The organism is Cellulophaga sp. RHA_52 (assembly GCF_007827205.1).
In the GTDB taxonomy this organism is placed as follows: Bacteria; Bacteroidota; Bacteroidia; order Flavobacteriales; family Flavobacteriaceae; genus Cellulophaga; species Cellulophaga lytica.
In genome coordinates this window covers 33767-48500 of the sequence record NZ_VIRZ01000001.1, presented here as the reverse complement: position 1 = coordinate 48500, position 14734 = coordinate 33767, and the positions used below count along the sequence as shown (strand labels likewise).

Sequence of the window (14734 nt, the reverse complement as noted above, 5' to 3'; positions counted from 1 at the left end):
GTATGTTACTATCTGCTTTTATATTAGGGTTAATGGGAAGTTTGCACTGCGTAGGTATGTGTGGGCCCATAGCCTTTATGTTACCAGTAGATAGGCATAGCAAACTAAAAAAAACTGTTCAGATCTTTATTTATCATATTGGTAGGTTGCTTGCTTACGGAGTAATAGGTCTTGTTTTTGGGCTGCTAGGTAAAGGGTTGTATGTTTTTGGTTTGCAACAAAAACTATCAATTGCAATAGGAATTTTAATGATTGTTATAGTATTAATTCCATCTAAAAAAATACAAAAATACAATGTGTCTAAACCTATTTATAAGCTTATTTCTAAAGTAAAATCTAAATTAGGAAAGGAGCTTAAAAAAAGAACTCCAGATACGTTTTTAACTATTGGTTTTTTAAACGGATTTTTACCGTGTGGCTTGGTATATATGGCATTGTTTGGAGCCATAGCTATGGGTAATGCAGCGCAAGGCTCTTTATATATGGTAATCTTTGGTGCAGGTACCATACCACTTATGACAATTGCTGTTTATTTTGGCGGAATGCTAAAAGGTGTTGCGCGTAAAAAAGTACAACAGTTAATTCCTGTTTTTGTAATTGTAATTGGAGTGTTGTTTATTCTTAGAGGCTTGGGCCTTGGTATTCCTTATGTGTCTCCTAAACCTGTTGTAGAAATGGTTTCTACCAATATGGAGTGTCACTAATTACTAAAAAATTTAATGTTATGAATATTGTTTCTGCAGCGCAAGCCGCAAAATCTATAAAATCTGGTAATAGAGTTTTTTTGCAAGGAGCTGCAATGACGCCAAATGTGCTAATAGATGCTTTGTGTAATAGATACGAAGAATTAAAAAACGTAGAAATTGTATCTATACATACAGAGGGGCAAGCAAAATATGCACAAGAGCCTTATAGTAAAAGTTTTAAAATGAATAGTTGCTTTGTTGGTAGCAATGTTAGGCAATTAATAAATACAACTCAAGGAGATTATATTCCAATTTTTTTAAGCGAAATTAACCTGCTTTTTAGAAACGGAATTCTTCCGTTAGATGTTGCTGTTGTGCAAGTGTCTCCACCAGATAAACACGGGTATTGTTCTTTAGGTGTTTCTGTAGACATAACATTACCAGCCATACAAACAGCAAAAAAAGTTATAGCACAAATAAACCCTTGCGTGCCCAGAACTCACGGTGATGGTATTATACACATAAAAGATATAGACTGTGCTGTTGAGGTTAATACACCAATACATACGCACGGTGTTTCATCAATATCTAACATAGAACAACAAATTGGTAAACACGTAGCAGGTTTAATAGAAGATGGTGCTACCTTACAAATGGGTATAGGTAATATACCAAACGCAGTGTTAAGTAATTTAGGCAACCACAAACGTTTGGGTATACATACAGAAATGTTTTCTGATGGTGTTTTGCCTTTAATAGAAAGTGGTGTAATTACAGGCGAAGATAAAGTAGTAAAACACGGTAAAATTGTAACCTGCTTTGCTGTAGGATCACAAAAACTTTACGATTTTGTAGATGATAATCCATTGGTGCATTTTAAAGAAGCTGCTTATACTAATGATACTTCCATTATACGCAGAAACCCTAAGGTTACAGCTATTAATAGCGCTATAGAAATAGATCTTACAGGTCAAATTTGTGCAGATACAATTGGTAGCAGGCAATATTCTGGTGTAGGCGGACAAATGGATTTTATACGTGGTGCATCTTTGTCTAAAGGTGGTAAACCTATTTTTGCAATGCCGTCTATTACCGCTAAAGGCATTTCTAAAATAACACCGTTTTTAAAACAAGGAGCGGGTGTTACTACAACACGTGCTCACGTACACTATGTAGCCACAGAATACGGAGTGGTTAATTTATATGGTAAAAATTTACAAGAAAGAGCAAAGGTATTAATATCTATTTCTCACCCTAATTTTAGAGAGGAGTTAAGTAAAGAAGCTTATAATCGTTTTAAAAGCTAGTTGCAAAACTTTAAAAGCATTGTTTTAAGAGGTTTATAACACTAGTAATTCTTTTTTTTAAGTAATTTTGATGCATTGTTTACAATGTATTCATTATAAAAAAATACACCATTGTAGCAGTTTTAAAATTGCCCATTTGTGTATTTTTTTTATGTCAATTTTTTTTAAAAAAATAGCACCCTCAATTAATTATGCAAGAAACAATTTATATAAAAAATATGGTTTGCAACCGTTGTATAGCTTCGGTTTTAGATATTTTTAATGCTGAAGATTATGTGGTGGAATCTGTAGAATTAGGAAAAGTTATTGCTACAAAAGGTGCTAAAAGTAGTTTTAAAAACTTAAGTAAAATGCTTACCCAAATTGGTTTTGAAGTAATAGCTAACAAGACAGATACTTTAATTGAACAATTAAAAGTGGCTATAATTCATAAGATCGAAAATGGAGAAACAGCTCATATTTTTCAGGCTTTAGCAAAAGAATTTGGTAAAACAGAAACAGCTCTTAGTAAGCTTTTTAGTAAGTCTGAAGGTGTAACGTTAGAGAAATACACCATCAACTTAAAAATAGAAAAAGTAAAGGAATACATACAGTTAGGACAACTAAATTTTTCTGAAATAGCTTATAGTTTAAATTATAAAACAAGTAGCCATTTAGCCCGCCAGTTTAAAACTGTTACAGGAATGTCTATGAGCGATTATAAAAATTTGGAGAATTGGGATAGAAAAACACTAGACCAAATTGTATAAATAAGAATCGGAATTGTGAAAGTGCAACAAAGACTGTGTGCTTAATTTTGTAGTGTAAAAAGAAACAAAATGAAACATACCTATCATATACACGGAATGACTTGTAATGGTTGCCGTGGGCACGTAGAAAAAACACTGGCTAATGTAGATGGTGTTACTAATGCTAGCGTTAATTTAGAAAAAGCAGAAGCTACAATAGAATCCGAATCTCATATACCTATAAATACTTTTAAAGAAGCTTTAAAAAAAGATGGTGACAGGTATAGTATACATAATGTAGGTGAGCACGTGCATACTCCAACAAAAGAAGCACAGCCAAAAGGGCAAGGCACAGGTGTTTTTTATTGTCCTATGCATTGTGAAGATGATAAAACTTACGATGAGGCTGGTGACTGTCCTGTCTGCGGAATGGATTTGGTAGAGGAACAAAATTTAAACCCTGTTACTCAACAACAATATACGTGTCCAATGCACCCAGAGGTTGTAAAAGATGAGCCCGGAGATTGCCCTATTTGTGGTATGGACTTAGTGCCAATGGAACCTAGTCTTTCTGCAGAAGAAAAAACATATAAAAAACTAATACATAAATTTTGGTTGTCTTTAGGTTTTACATTACCTATTTTTTTAATAGCAATGAGCGAGATGCTGCTTAACAACACATTGTATACCATTTTAGATCAAAAATATTGGAATTGGGTACAATTAGTGTTGTCTATACCTGTAGTTTTTTATGGTACGTGGATGTTTTTTGAACGTGCTTACAGAAGTGTAAAAACGTGGAATTTAAATATGTTTACACTGGTTGGTATTGGCGCAGGTGTAGCTTGGTTATTTAGTGTTTTTGGCTTATTGGTACCAGATTTTTTTCCTGCTGAGTTTAAAACACAAAGTGGAGCAGTACATGTATATTTTGAAGCTGCAACGGTAATATTAACATTAGTTTTAATGGGGCAGGTGTTAGAGGCACGCGCGCACAGTAAAACTAATGCAGCCGTTAAAGAGTTACTTAAACTTGCACCTAACAAAGCAGTTAAGGTTGTTAACGGAGTAGAAGAAGAAGTTGCTATAAATAACGTTGTTAAAGGTGATGTTCTAAAAGTGAAACCAGGAGAAAAAATCCCTGTTGATGGTTATATTACAGAGGGTAGCACAACGGTAGACGAGTCTATGATTTCTGGAGAACCCATTGCTGTTAGTAAAACTGTAAAAGATGAGGTTAGTAGTGGTACTATTAACGGTAACCAGTCTTTTTTAATGCAAGCAGAAAAAGTGGGTGCAGATACATTGCTTTCTCAGATTGTGAAAATGGTGAATGATGCCAGTCGTAGTAGAGCGCCAATACAAAAATTAGCAGATAAAATATCTAGTTATTTTGTGCCAGTAGTGGTTATTGTTTCTATACTAACCTTTATTGCTTGGGTAATTTGGGGTCCAGAGCCTGCTTATGTTTTTGCCTTAGTAAATGCTATTGCGGTATTAATAATAGCGTGTCCTTGTGCATTAGGCTTGGCAACACCAATGTCTATTATGGTTGGTGTTGGTAAAGGAGCCCAAAACGGTGTTTTAATAAAAAATGCTGAGGCTTTGGAGTTAATGAATAAATTAGAAGTTTTAATTGTAGACAAAACAGGAACAATTACAGAAGGGAAACCCACAGTAGAAAAGGTAAGTGTTTTTAATAAAGATTTTACGGTAGATAAAGTAACACAATTTATAGCTTCATTAAATAATTTTAGTGAGCACCCTTTAGCAGAAGCTACAGTAAATTATGCTAAAGAAAATAAAGTTGATTTTTTAAAAACAAAAAACTTTAATGCTGTTACAGGTAAAGGTGTAGAAGGTGTTATTTCTGATACTAAAATAAGTTTGGGTAATGCATTAATGATGAACTATGCTAATGCTGCTATTTCTTCTGTAATGGAAGAGGAGGTACAAAAATATCAAAAACAAGGAAAAACAGTTTCTTATGTAGCAATAAATAAAGAGGTCATAGGTTATGTTGTTATTGCTGATAAAATTAAAGAAACAAGCGCTAAAGCAATAAAGGAACTACAAAATAGAGGAGTAGACGTAATTATGCTTACTGGTGATACTTATGAAACTGCTAAGGCTGTAGCAGACTCACTTAATTTAAATAGTTTTAAAGCCGGTATGTTGCCAAAAGATAAGTTAAAAGAAGTTGAAAAATTACAACAACAAGGTAAAATAGTTGCTATGGCTGGTGATGGAATTAATGATGCGCCTGCATTAGCAAAAAGTGATGTTGGCATTGCAATGGGTACTGGTACAGATGTGGCTATAGAGAGCGCAATGATTACACTTGTAAAAGGAGATTTACACGGTATAGTTAAAGCACATAACTTAAGTAGTGGAGTACTTAAAAACATTAAACAAAACTTATTTTTTGCGCTAATTTATAATACTATAGGTGTACCAATTGCAGCAGGTGTTTTGTATCCTGTCTTTGGTTTGTTGCTTTCCCCTATGATAGCAGCTTTAGCTATGAGTTTTAGTTCTGTGTCTGTAATTGCAAATGCATTACGATTAAAAAAAATAAAAATATAAATAAGTAGATGCATTTTTTAAATGTATAAAAAATAAAAATTACTATATTAACATCGATTAATAAATATCTACTATGAAAAAGATGATTTTGACTACAGCTGTACTTGGCTTATTAGCCTTTACCAGTTGTAAAAATGATGCAAAGCAGACTACAGATGGTGGTAACAGCACTAGTGTAAATGTAGAAGATGAGTTGGCTACGGCTAAAACTACTTTTGGTGTGCGTGGTAACTGTGGTATGTGTAAAAGTACTATAGAAAAAGCAGCAAAATCTGTAGACGGTGTAGCTAGTGCAAATTGGGATGTTAAAAAGAAACAAATTACAATTGCTTTTAATGGTGATAAAACTAATGAAGATGCATTTCATAAAGCTATAGCAGAATCTGGTTACGATACAGAAAAGTCTTCCGGAAGTGAAGAAGCTTATAAAGAATTACCTGCCTGTTGCAAGTATGATCATGAAATGGCAATGAGTGTAGAAGAATAATACGCAAATAACTTTAAAAAAAGCGGCAATCTGGTAGACCTAGTTTGTCGCTTCTTTTATGCTGTTTTAATAAATGCGGAGTAACTGTTTTAAAGTGGTAATTTTTTTCTCTTTTAATTTTACCAAAATCTTTAAAAAAGCAATAGCAGTAATATACGCATCACCAAGAGCGGTATGCCTATCTTTTACAGATATACTAAACTTTTCTGCCAATTCATCTAAAGAATAATGCTCTTTTTTTACCAATAAATTAGAGCGTATAAGTGTTTTTTTATACAAGGTAGATGTATCTAAAATTTTGTTTTTTAATTTGGGTAAGCCATGGCGCTCTAATGCCATATTTATAAAAGTAACATCAAAACCAGCGTGGTGGGCTACAATGACACTGTTTTTTAGGTACGCTAAAAACAGTTTTAAGGCTTCTAGCTCTTCAAGTCTAGTAGTTTTACCTTCTTTTAATATTCCGTGTATTTCTGCCGTTTCTTGGTTGTAATGATCTTGGTGTATAAAAACCTCAAAACTATCACCTATATTAATATCATTATTTTTAAGTTTTAAAGCACCAATACAAAGCATACGATCTTCTTGGTAACTAAAGCCAGTAGTTTCTGTATCTAAAACAACAAACGTAATATCTTGTATGTTTTCTGGTTGTTTGGTTTTAAAAAGATTTTCATATTCAAGCCAATAATCTGGTAAATCTAATTTACTTTTTTTAAAGAAATTTATCATCTTAATAGGTTTGATACTTTAAATCTAATATACACTAATTCTTGTATTTCCTTAATAGTTCTAAAGGTTCGTTTAAGTTTTATTTTCTCTGCTTTAGTTAGTTTGCTTAATGATATATACCTGCCAGAATCGTTATGTAATAAACCTTGTTTGGTTCTAAATTTTAGTAATGCTTTGGTAGCATAAGATGCAGCAATAAATAGTTCTGCGTTATTGGGTTCTAACTCGGCTAATTTTTCAAAACGCTCTGCAGTATAATTAATAGACTTTATAGAGTGAGATAATATTAAAACTCTAGCTGCATCTGTTAATGGCATAAGCGCACGTCTTTTAATATCAAAAAAGTCTTTATTTGCACCATCTTGCTCTACTAAAAATTGTCTAAAAAAACCGGTAGGAGATGGGTTTTGTAAAGATCCGCTAGCTAAATGTAAAAAGAAATTTGGGTAATTTTTAGCTGTTTCAAATATATGGTTTGATAGTTCTGTAACCAACTCTTGGTTGCCATATACATTGTTATAATCAAAAAATATAGATGATAACAATACTTCATCTTTACCAGGATTTGTAATCCAAGATGTAACATTTGTTTTCCACTCACTAAGGCTTAAGCACCAATTTGGGTTAGAAGCCATCATTTCTGCAGGGCAATACTCGTAGCCAATAACGTTTAGTCTTTGTGTTACTTGTTTGGCAAAATTTATAAATATTGCTTTTGTTTCTTCTAGTTTTTCTGGTGGTACATCTTCAAAAACCAGAGCATTGTCTTGGTCTGTATGTAGTAATTGTTCACTTCTACCTTGGCTACCTAATGCAAGCCAACTAAAAGATACAGGTAACGGAGTACCTAACTTAGCAATAGAATTTTTTATAATTTGCTTAATACAGGCATCATTAAGTTCAGAAATAATTTTAGAAATTAATGTCATTGGTATATTCTGGTTTAAATATCCCTTTAACAGCATCATTATGCCTTTTCTAACCTGCTTAATTTCCTTAGTTCTAGTGGCTCTTTTTATTGCCTTAATTAGTACTGTTGGGTTGTTGCCAACCGCAAGCATAACATCATGTTTAGATAAAATACCAACAGCCTTAGAATTAACAGTACCATCTTTTGTTAAGCATAAATGGCTAATATTACTTTTTATCATTGCCATTTGTGCCTGCGTAATGGTTAATTTTTTTGAGTAAGTAATTACTGGCGATGTCATTATCTCTCTTGCAGGAGCAGAAATAGGTAGTTTCCCAGTAACAATTTTGTTACGCAAATCTTTGTCTGTAATAATACCAATGGGTAATTTGTCTTCTAAAACTAAAATAGCACCAACATTTTTGCTTGTCATTTTTGCAGCTAGCACTTTTGCTTGTGTTTTAGGAGAGCAACTTACTAGTTTTTTAGAATATTTTACAGGCTGCAAGTCAAACAACTCTGCACTAGGGTTGTAAACTTCTCCGCTTTCAGGCTCTCCGTATAAGGTACCTCTGTAGCTTTTAGAATAAGGGTTTCTAGTGTTAGAGGCAAAACTATCTATTAAAAAATTACCAACATCTCTGTTGCTAGTAGCAAATGGTTTAAAAGTAACAATAGGTATGGCGTATAATATACTTTCTTCATGTGCCTTTGCTTGCATTTTATAATTTTCATTAGCAATTAAAGGGCGTAAACCAAAAATATCTCCTTCATCACAAATATCTACAATAGTATTGGTTTCTGTTTTATTTAAAGATACGGCACCTTTATGTATAATATAAAAATGAGTATGTGGCGCATCATTTTCATTAAAAATAATAGCATCTTTTTCTTTATAAACAATAGATATTTGTGTAGCTAATTCTTGTAATTCTTCTAATAATAATTGATTAAAAGGAGGGTAGTTTTTTAAAAAATCTGCTACTCTATGTGATATGGTATTTTTCATACGTTTTATTACTATTGTTTTGTAAATTTAAGAGAGAATAAGTTATAAACGGCATTAAAATAACTTAAAGTAACAAGTGTTTTTGACTTTAAAAAGAACTTTTTTTTAAAAATATAAGATTTTTAAGACTTATTTTTAAATTGATTATAACTCTTGTATTCCTTGTTTTAAAGGGGTTTTTAAGTTTTCTGTTAGCTTTGTGTTATCAGAAAATTATTTTTTTTATTTTTTTTGATGGAATATTAGTTTTTTCATTTTTTTTGTTTTCATTTGTCCCGTCAAAATAAAGGATTAAATTTTGGCAATTTAGCACATAGCTGAGCATAAATGTATAATGTTTCTATGTTCGGGTTTTTGGGAATTAGGAAGTCATACCCAAAAACAACCTATAAGATAGGAAACCGAATTTTAAAGCTAACTTCCGGTAACACCTCTATAGTCTGCAGCCAGCATGACTACTTTTTCGTGCCAACCACGGAACGTCAAATCATTGTTTAGTATTTTAAAATTTTAGTCGCAAAAAACGCCCAAAAGCATAAGGTTTTCCTGTGTTTTAAAATTTTAATTTATCAAATAATAATTTAATGAATACTAAATATATTGATTTAATTGACCAGACTTATCATTTTCCACAAGAAGAGTTTAAGTTAGATGGTGAAAACTTAATGTTTCATGACATACCATTAAAACAACTAGTAGAACAATACGGTAGCCCGTTAAAGTTTACATACTTACCAAAAATCTCTGATAATATTTCTAGAGCTAAAAATTGGTTTACTATAGCAATGGAAAAATACCAATATAAAGGTAAATACCATTACTGTTATTGTACTAAAAGTTCTCATTTTAAACCAGTATTGCATGAGGCCTTAAACAATAATATACATATAGAAACGTCTTCTGCGTTTGATATTAATATTGTTGAGCACTTAAAAAAAGAAGGTAAAATTAAAGATGATACTTATGTAATATGTAACGGCTTTAAAAGAGACCAATACATAACAAACATAGCAAGGTTAATTAATGAAGGACACCGTAATTGCATACCAATTATAGATAATTATGAGGAAATAGACCTGTTGTCTAATGAAATTAATGAAGACTTTAAAGTAGGAATTCGTATAGCGTCTGAAGAAGAACCAAAATTTGAGTTTTATACTTCTCGCTTAGGAATTGGCTACAAAAACATTGTTCCTTTTTATGAAAATCAAATTAGAGATAATGATAAGGTACAGTTAAAAATGTTGCACTTTTTTATAAATACAGGTATAAAAGACAATGCATATTACTGGAACGAGCTTTTAAAGTGTTTAAAGGTTTATGTAAAATTAAAAAAGATTTGTCCGTCTCTAGATAGTTTAAATATAGGTGGTGGTTTTCCAATCAAAAACTCTTTAGTTTTTGATTATGATTACCAATATATGATTGATGAAATCATTAATCAGATTAAATTAACATGTGATGAGGCAGGCGTAGATGTGCCAAATATTTTTACTGAGTTTGGTAGTTTTACTGTGGGTGAAGCAGGTGGTGCTATTTATGAAATTTTATACCAAAAACAACAAAACGATAGAGAAAAGTGGAATATGATAGACTCTTCTTTTATTACAACATTGCCAGATACTTGGGCAATAAATAAAAGGTTTATTATGCTGCCAATTAATAGGTGGAATGATGAGTATGAGCGAGTATTGCTTGGTGGTTTAACTTGTGATAGTGATGATTATTACAACAGTGAGCAACACACAAATGCTATTTATTTACCAAAATATAAAAAAAATAAGCCTTTATACATTGGGTTTTTTAATACTGGAGCTTACCAAGAAAGTATTGGTGGTTATGGCGGTTTGCAACATTGCTTAATACCACAGCCAAAGCACATATTAATAAACAAAGATGCAGAAGGAAAAATAACAACCAAATTATTTAATGAACAACAAAAGGCAGAAGATCTGCTTAAAATTTTAGGATATGAGCACAACAAATAATTACGCAGGCATTCCAGATGAGTTTGCGCAATTGGAGACCGCAAAAGTAGTTTTAATCCCAGTTCCTTATGACGGAACAAGTACATGGGGAAAAGGAGCAGATAAAGGGCCAGAGGCTTTTTTAGCTGCATCAGAAAATATGGAATTGTACGATATTGAAACCGGTACAGAACCATACCAACAAGGAATATACCTTGCTGATGCAATTACAGAAAATAGCTCGCCAGAAGCTATGGTAGACGAGGTGCATAAAATAACTAAAAAGTACATTAAACGTAACAAGTTTGTAACGTTATTTGGTGGTGAACATTCTATTTCTATAGGCACTATTAGGGCTTTTAATGAGTGTTTTAATAACCTAACTGTTTTGCATATTGATGCACATGCAGATTTAAGAGCATCTTATGAGGGAACAGCTTGTAACCACGCTTGCGCAGTGCATGAGGCAAGTCAACAAACTAATTTGTTACAAGTAGGTATACGTAGTATGGATGCTATAGAAAAAACATATATGGATGAAGAAAAAACATTCTTTGCTCATGATATGGTTAATGATGAGTATTGGATGGATAAGGTTGTAGACCAAATGACAGAAAACGTTTTTATTACCTTAGATTTAGATGCTTTAGACCCATCTATATTACCATCTACAGGAACACCAGAACCAGGAGGTTTGTTTTGGTATGAAACTCTAGAGTTTTTAAAACAAGTATTTACAGAAAAAAATGTTGTAGGTTTTGATATTGTTGAACTTTGCCCAAATAAGGCAGATAAATCGTCAGATTTTTTAGCAGCAAAATTATACTACAAAATGTTAAGTTATAAATTTATGGGTGAAGGTGTAGATGATGCTTATGATAATACATATGCTATAGATCTAAAAGCTGGTAACTCTACTATTTCAAAATTTGAAGAAGATGAAGACTAAAGGAGCTATCTCTAATTTTATAGAAAAATACTACTTACACTTTAATTCTGCTGCTTTGGTAGATGCTGCAAAAGGGTATGAAGATCAGTTAAACAAAGGATCTAAAATGTTAGTTTCTTTGGCTGGTGCAATGAGTACTGCAGAGTTAGGAAAAATATTTTCAGAGATGATTCGCCAAGACAAAGTGCAAATTATATCCTGTACTGGTGCAAACCTAGAAGAAGATATTATGAACTTGGTAGCACACTCACATTACAAACGTGTGCCTAATTATAGAGATTTAACTCCGCAACAAGAGTGGGATTTGCTAGAAAAAGGCCTAAACCGTGTAACAGATACGTGTATACCAGAAGAAGAAGCTTTTAGACGTTTGCAAGAGCATATTGTAAAAATTTGGAAAGATGCAGAAGCTGCTGGTGAGCGTTACTTGCCTCATGAATATATGTACAAAATGCTACTTTCTGGTGTTTTAGAAGAGTATTATGAGATAGATTTAAAAGATTCTTGGATGTATGCAGCAGCAGAAAAAAACTTACCAATAGTTTGTCCTGGTTGGGAAGACAGTACAATGGGTAACATTTTTGCATCATATGTGTTAAAAGGTGAGCTTAAAGCTAGTACTATGAAATCTGGTATAGAATATATGACATTCTTGGCAGATTGGTATACAGAGAATTCTGAAAACGGAATTGGATTTTTTCAAATAGGTGGTGGTATTGCAGGTGATTTTCCTATTTGCGTAGTGCCAATGTTATACCAAGATATGGAGCGAACAGATACACCATTCTGGAGCTATTTTTGTCAAATTAGCGATTCTACAACAAGTTATGGATCTTACTCTGGTGCAGTGCCAAATGAAAAAATTACTTGGGGTAAATTAGATATAGATACGCCTAAATTTATAATAGAGAGTGATGCTACAATTGTTGCGCCATTAATTTTTGCTTACTTATTAGATATGTAACTATGGATAATTTAAAAAGAGTTATTGTAGATTTTAAAAAGCTTACTCCAGAAGTTTTAAAACTTTTGGTAGAGAAGTATCCAGATGGTTATGATGACCTTAATGTTATAAGTTTTTACAACGCAAAAGGAGAGCGCATTGAAGCTGTAGAGGTACTAACAGAAGATACTAAGTATTTGGTTAAAATTAGTGAAAAGTTAGAGGTGACTATGGCTAATTATGATGAGGATGATTATGAAGATTTTGATGATGACGATCCTAACGCTATACCAGATATTCCTATAGACGATGTTGAAGATTAGCCATGTATAGCGTAGATGCATACCAAATTGCTGCCTCTATAAGTATTAGAGAATGCAAGCGTAGTTTAACTTGGGAGCTCCTTTTTTCAGACGGAGACGAGTTATTTTATAAAATGGGAAATGAAAAATTTGTTTACATTTTTCAATATGGTATGGTTGGCTTTTTTAATCATACTTTAGAAGAAAAAAGAACAATTTTAGATAGTATTAAACCCTTTTGTAAAGGCTTAAAAGATGAACGTTTTTCTGAAGAAGTAAATGTTGTTATAGAACCAGAAAAACAAGAGGTGTCATTTAACAAGGTAATAATACCTTTTTTTGATTATGAGGCTATACGTTTAATAGTTTTAAATGCATCGCAGTCTGTGGCTTTAGATAATTATTTTGATATTACAGAGCAACTATTGGGAGAAACAAATGAGCACACAAAGTATTTGGAGCAAAAAGGAAAACTAGATATTTCTGGTAATAAACTAAAAAGATTTATAGGTAGAGTTTTAAATATTAAAAATGAGATTTCTGAAAACCTATATATTTTTGATTCTCCAGATATAACTTGGGATAATGAAGCTTTAAGTCTTTTAAACCTTGAACTTAAAAAAACGTTTGACCTAAAAGATAGGTATAGGTATATTCATGAACGATTAGAGATTATTAAAGAAAATCTAGAATTGTTTAAAGATATTATGGACCACAAAGAAAGCAGTAGGCTAGAGTGGATTATTATAATACTTATTGTAATAGAAGTATTAGATATGCTTATTTTAAAAATTTTTTAAAAACTAAAAACCTCTCTGAAAAGAGAGGTTTTTTTATAATATATCTAAAATGCGTTCCAAAGCCATACCTCTAGATCCTTTTATTAAAAGGCTGCTATTGGGTTGTAAAGGATGCTTTTTTAAATACTCTTCTAAGTCTTTAAATGTGACTAGTTGTGTAGCTTCTGTTTTCGCTTTTGCAAAATTTTCGCCTACTAAAAAAGTAGTGGTGAAATTCATTTTACAAGCCTTATCTGCTATATGCTGGTGCTCTGTTTCTGCAGTAGTACCAAGCTCAAACATATCTCCCAAAAAAACAATTTTATGTGCGGCTTTTATACCATTAAAATTATCTAATGCTGCAGCCATACTTGTTGGGTTAGCATTGTAGGCATCTAGTATTATTTTGTAACCGTTTTGTTCTAGTATCTGAGATCTGTTATTTGCTGGTGTGTAACCTTCTATAGCTTCTTTAATTAATGGTAGTGCTATGTTAAAATATTTACCCATAATTATAGCAGCACAACAATTGGTAAAATTATAAGCACCAACCAACTTAGTGGTTATTGTAATATCTTTTACTTTAATAGTAACAAACGGGTCTGCGCTAAGTAATTCTATTTTAAAATAATTGCTATTGTTACTGCTAAACCCTATTTTTTTTACATACGTACCAAGCTTACTTTCTTGTATAGGATCATCTGCATTTAAAAAAACGTGTTTTTGGTTTGTGGTTAGGTACTTGTACAATTCACTTTTACCTTGTATAACACCTTCAGTACTGCCAAAACCTTCTAAATGTGCTTTTCCAAAATTGGTAATATACCCATAATCTGGTTCTGCTAAGCTACTTAAAAATGCTATTTCTTTAAGGTGATTAGCGCCCATTTCTACAATTGCAATTTCTGTATCTTTTTGTATGGTTAAAAGCGTTAAAGGAACACCAATGTGGTTGTTTAAGTTACCTACAGTTGCAACGGTTTTATATTTTTTTTGAATAACAGCTTTAATAAGTTCCTTGGTTGTTGTTTTTCCGTTACTACCCGTTAAGCCTATTACTTTTGCCTTACATTTTTTACGATGATACTTGCCAAGTTGCTGTAATGCTTGTAATACGTCATCAACCAAAATAAACTTGTTGTTAATTGCGTATTCTTTTTCATCTACAACTGCATAAGCAGCACCTTTTTCTAAAGCTTCAGAAGCGTATGTATTACCGTTAAAATTATCGCCTTTAAGCGCAAAAAAAATACAGTCTTTAGTTATTTTTCTAGTGTCTGTACAAACGGTAGAATGTGTTAAAAATAGTTGATGGATTTGTGCTATTGTCATAAAGCGAATATAAAAAA

The 14734-nt window shown here is 32.2% G+C and carries 13 protein-coding genes; 10 read left to right on the top strand and 3 right to left on the bottom strand.

All coding sequences use genetic code 11. The annotated features are described in order from the left end of the window. Positions 1–2: 2 nt before the first annotated feature. The 5 genes from JM80_RS00210 (at position 3) to JM80_RS00190 (ending at position 5794) form a co-directional block, all read left to right on the top strand. Positions 3–704 carry a sulfite exporter TauE/SafE family protein gene (locus JM80_RS00210; RefSeq protein ID WP_144708841.1) on the top strand — a complete coding sequence of 234 codons (702 nt, stop codon included), beginning with the start codon at positions 3–5 and terminating at the stop codon, positions 702–704. A 20-nt stretch (positions 705–724) separates the two neighbouring features. Continuing rightward, positions 725–1993 carry an acetyl-CoA hydrolase/transferase family protein gene (locus tag JM80_RS00205; protein ID WP_144708839.1) on the top strand — a complete coding sequence of 423 codons (1269 nt, stop codon included), beginning with the start codon at positions 725–727 and terminating at the stop codon, positions 1991–1993. Positions 1994–2184: 191 nt separating this feature from the next. Then, a complete protein-coding gene (locus JM80_RS00200; RefSeq protein WP_034642934.1) occupies positions 2185–2742 on the top strand; it encodes an AraC family transcriptional regulator in 558 nt (185 codons plus the stop codon). Positions 2743–2811: 69 nt separating this feature from the next. Continuing rightward, positions 2812–5307 carry a heavy metal translocating P-type ATPase gene (locus JM80_RS00195; RefSeq protein WP_144708837.1) on the top strand — a complete coding sequence of 832 codons (2496 nt, stop codon included), beginning with the start codon at positions 2812–2814 and terminating at the stop codon, positions 5305–5307. Between the two features lie 73 nt (positions 5308–5380). Next, complete coding sequence (locus tag JM80_RS00190; protein ID WP_144708835.1) at positions 5381–5794, top strand: heavy-metal-associated domain-containing protein; 414 nt, start codon at positions 5381–5383, stop codon at positions 5792–5794. 66 nt (positions 5795–5860) lie between these two features. On the opposite strand, the gene JM80_RS00185 is transcribed toward JM80_RS00190, so the two are convergent. Next, positions 5861–6526 (bottom strand): PolC-type DNA polymerase III, encoded by a 666-nt coding sequence (locus tag JM80_RS00185; RefSeq protein WP_144708833.1) that lies wholly within the window; start codon positions 6524–6526, stop codon positions 5861–5863. Beyond that, on the bottom strand, positions 6523–8445 hold the full coding sequence (locus tag JM80_RS00180) for a DUF294 nucleotidyltransferase-like domain-containing protein (protein ID WP_144708831.1): 1923 nt from the start codon (positions 8443–8445) through the stop codon (positions 6523–6525). Before JM80_RS00180 ends, JM80_RS00185 begins: the two co-directional genes overlap by 4 nt. A gap of 584 nt (positions 8446–9029) precedes the next feature. Between JM80_RS00180 and JM80_RS00175 the strand changes: the two genes are divergently transcribed. From JM80_RS00175 to JM80_RS00155, 5 genes are read left to right on the top strand one after another with little or no spacing between them, the layout of a single operon-like run. Then, positions 9030–10433 (top strand): arginine decarboxylase, encoded by a 1404-nt coding sequence (locus JM80_RS00175; RefSeq protein WP_144708829.1) that lies wholly within the window; start codon positions 9030–9032, stop codon positions 10431–10433. Then, positions 10417–11361, top strand: coding sequence for an agmatinase (speB, locus tag JM80_RS00170; RefSeq protein WP_075695161.1), 945 nt, complete (start codon positions 10417–10419; stop codon positions 11359–11361). Before JM80_RS00175 ends, speB begins: the two co-directional genes overlap by 17 nt. After that, positions 11351–12325, top strand: a complete 975-nt coding sequence (locus JM80_RS00165) for a deoxyhypusine synthase family protein (RefSeq protein WP_144708827.1) — start codon at positions 11351–11353, stop codon at positions 12323–12325. The genes speB and JM80_RS00165 overlap by 11 nt, the downstream gene beginning before the upstream one ends. A gap of 2 nt (positions 12326–12327) precedes the next feature. Continuing rightward, positions 12328–12627, top strand: coding sequence for a hypothetical protein (locus tag JM80_RS00160; RefSeq protein ID WP_013621632.1), 300 nt, complete (start codon positions 12328–12330; stop codon positions 12625–12627). 2 nt (positions 12628–12629) lie between these two features. Further along, positions 12630–13406 carry an RMD1 family protein gene (locus tag JM80_RS00155; protein WP_013621633.1) on the top strand — a complete coding sequence of 259 codons (777 nt, stop codon included), beginning with the start codon at positions 12630–12632 and terminating at the stop codon, positions 13404–13406. 33 nt (positions 13407–13439) lie between these two features. Here JM80_RS00155 and murF read toward each other — a convergent pair whose 3' ends face one another. After that, a complete protein-coding gene (gene murF, locus JM80_RS00150) occupies positions 13440–14717 on the bottom strand; it encodes a UDP-N-acetylmuramoyl-tripeptide--D-alanyl-D-alanine ligase (protein WP_144708825.1) in 1278 nt (425 codons plus the stop codon). Positions 14718–14734: the final 17 nt, after the last annotated feature.

Excerpts from the sequence above, each read along its gene's own strand:
- JM80_RS00160 (WP_013621632.1), top strand. The coding sequence starts at position 12,328 with ATGGATAATTTAAAAAGAGTTATTGTAGATTTTAAAAAGCTTACTCCA.
- JM80_RS00205 (WP_144708839.1), top strand. The coding sequence starts at position 725 with ATGAATATTGTTTCTGCAGCGCAAGCCGCAAAATCTATAAAATCTGGT.
- speB (WP_075695161.1), top strand. The coding sequence starts at position 10,417 with ATGAGCACAACAAATAATTACGCAGGCATTCCAGATGAGTTTGCGCAA.
- JM80_RS00180 (WP_144708831.1), bottom strand. The coding sequence starts at position 8,445 with ATGAAAAATACCATATCACATAGAGTAGCAGATTTTTTAAAAAACTAC.
- murF (WP_144708825.1), bottom strand. The coding sequence starts at position 14,717 with ATGACAATAGCACAAATCCATCAACTATTTTTAACACATTCTACCGTT.
- JM80_RS00190 (WP_144708835.1), top strand. The coding sequence starts at position 5,381 with ATGAAAAAGATGATTTTGACTACAGCTGTACTTGGCTTATTAGCCTTT.
- JM80_RS00155 (WP_013621633.1), top strand. The coding sequence starts at position 12,630 with ATGTATAGCGTAGATGCATACCAAATTGCTGCCTCTATAAGTATTAGA.
- JM80_RS00185 (WP_144708833.1), bottom strand. The coding sequence starts at position 6,526 with ATGATAAATTTCTTTAAAAAAAGTAAATTAGATTTACCAGATTATTGG.
- JM80_RS00165 (WP_144708827.1), top strand. The coding sequence starts at position 11,351 with ATGAAGACTAAAGGAGCTATCTCTAATTTTATAGAAAAATACTACTTA.
- JM80_RS00195 (WP_144708837.1), top strand. The coding sequence starts at position 2,812 with ATGAAACATACCTATCATATACACGGAATGACTTGTAATGGTTGCCGT.
- JM80_RS00210 (WP_144708841.1), top strand. The coding sequence starts at position 3 with ATGTTACTATCTGCTTTTATATTAGGGTTAATGGGAAGTTTGCACTGC.
- JM80_RS00200 (WP_034642934.1), top strand. The coding sequence starts at position 2,185 with ATGCAAGAAACAATTTATATAAAAAATATGGTTTGCAACCGTTGTATA.
- JM80_RS00175 (WP_144708829.1), top strand. The coding sequence starts at position 9,030 with ATGAATACTAAATATATTGATTTAATTGACCAGACTTATCATTTTCCA.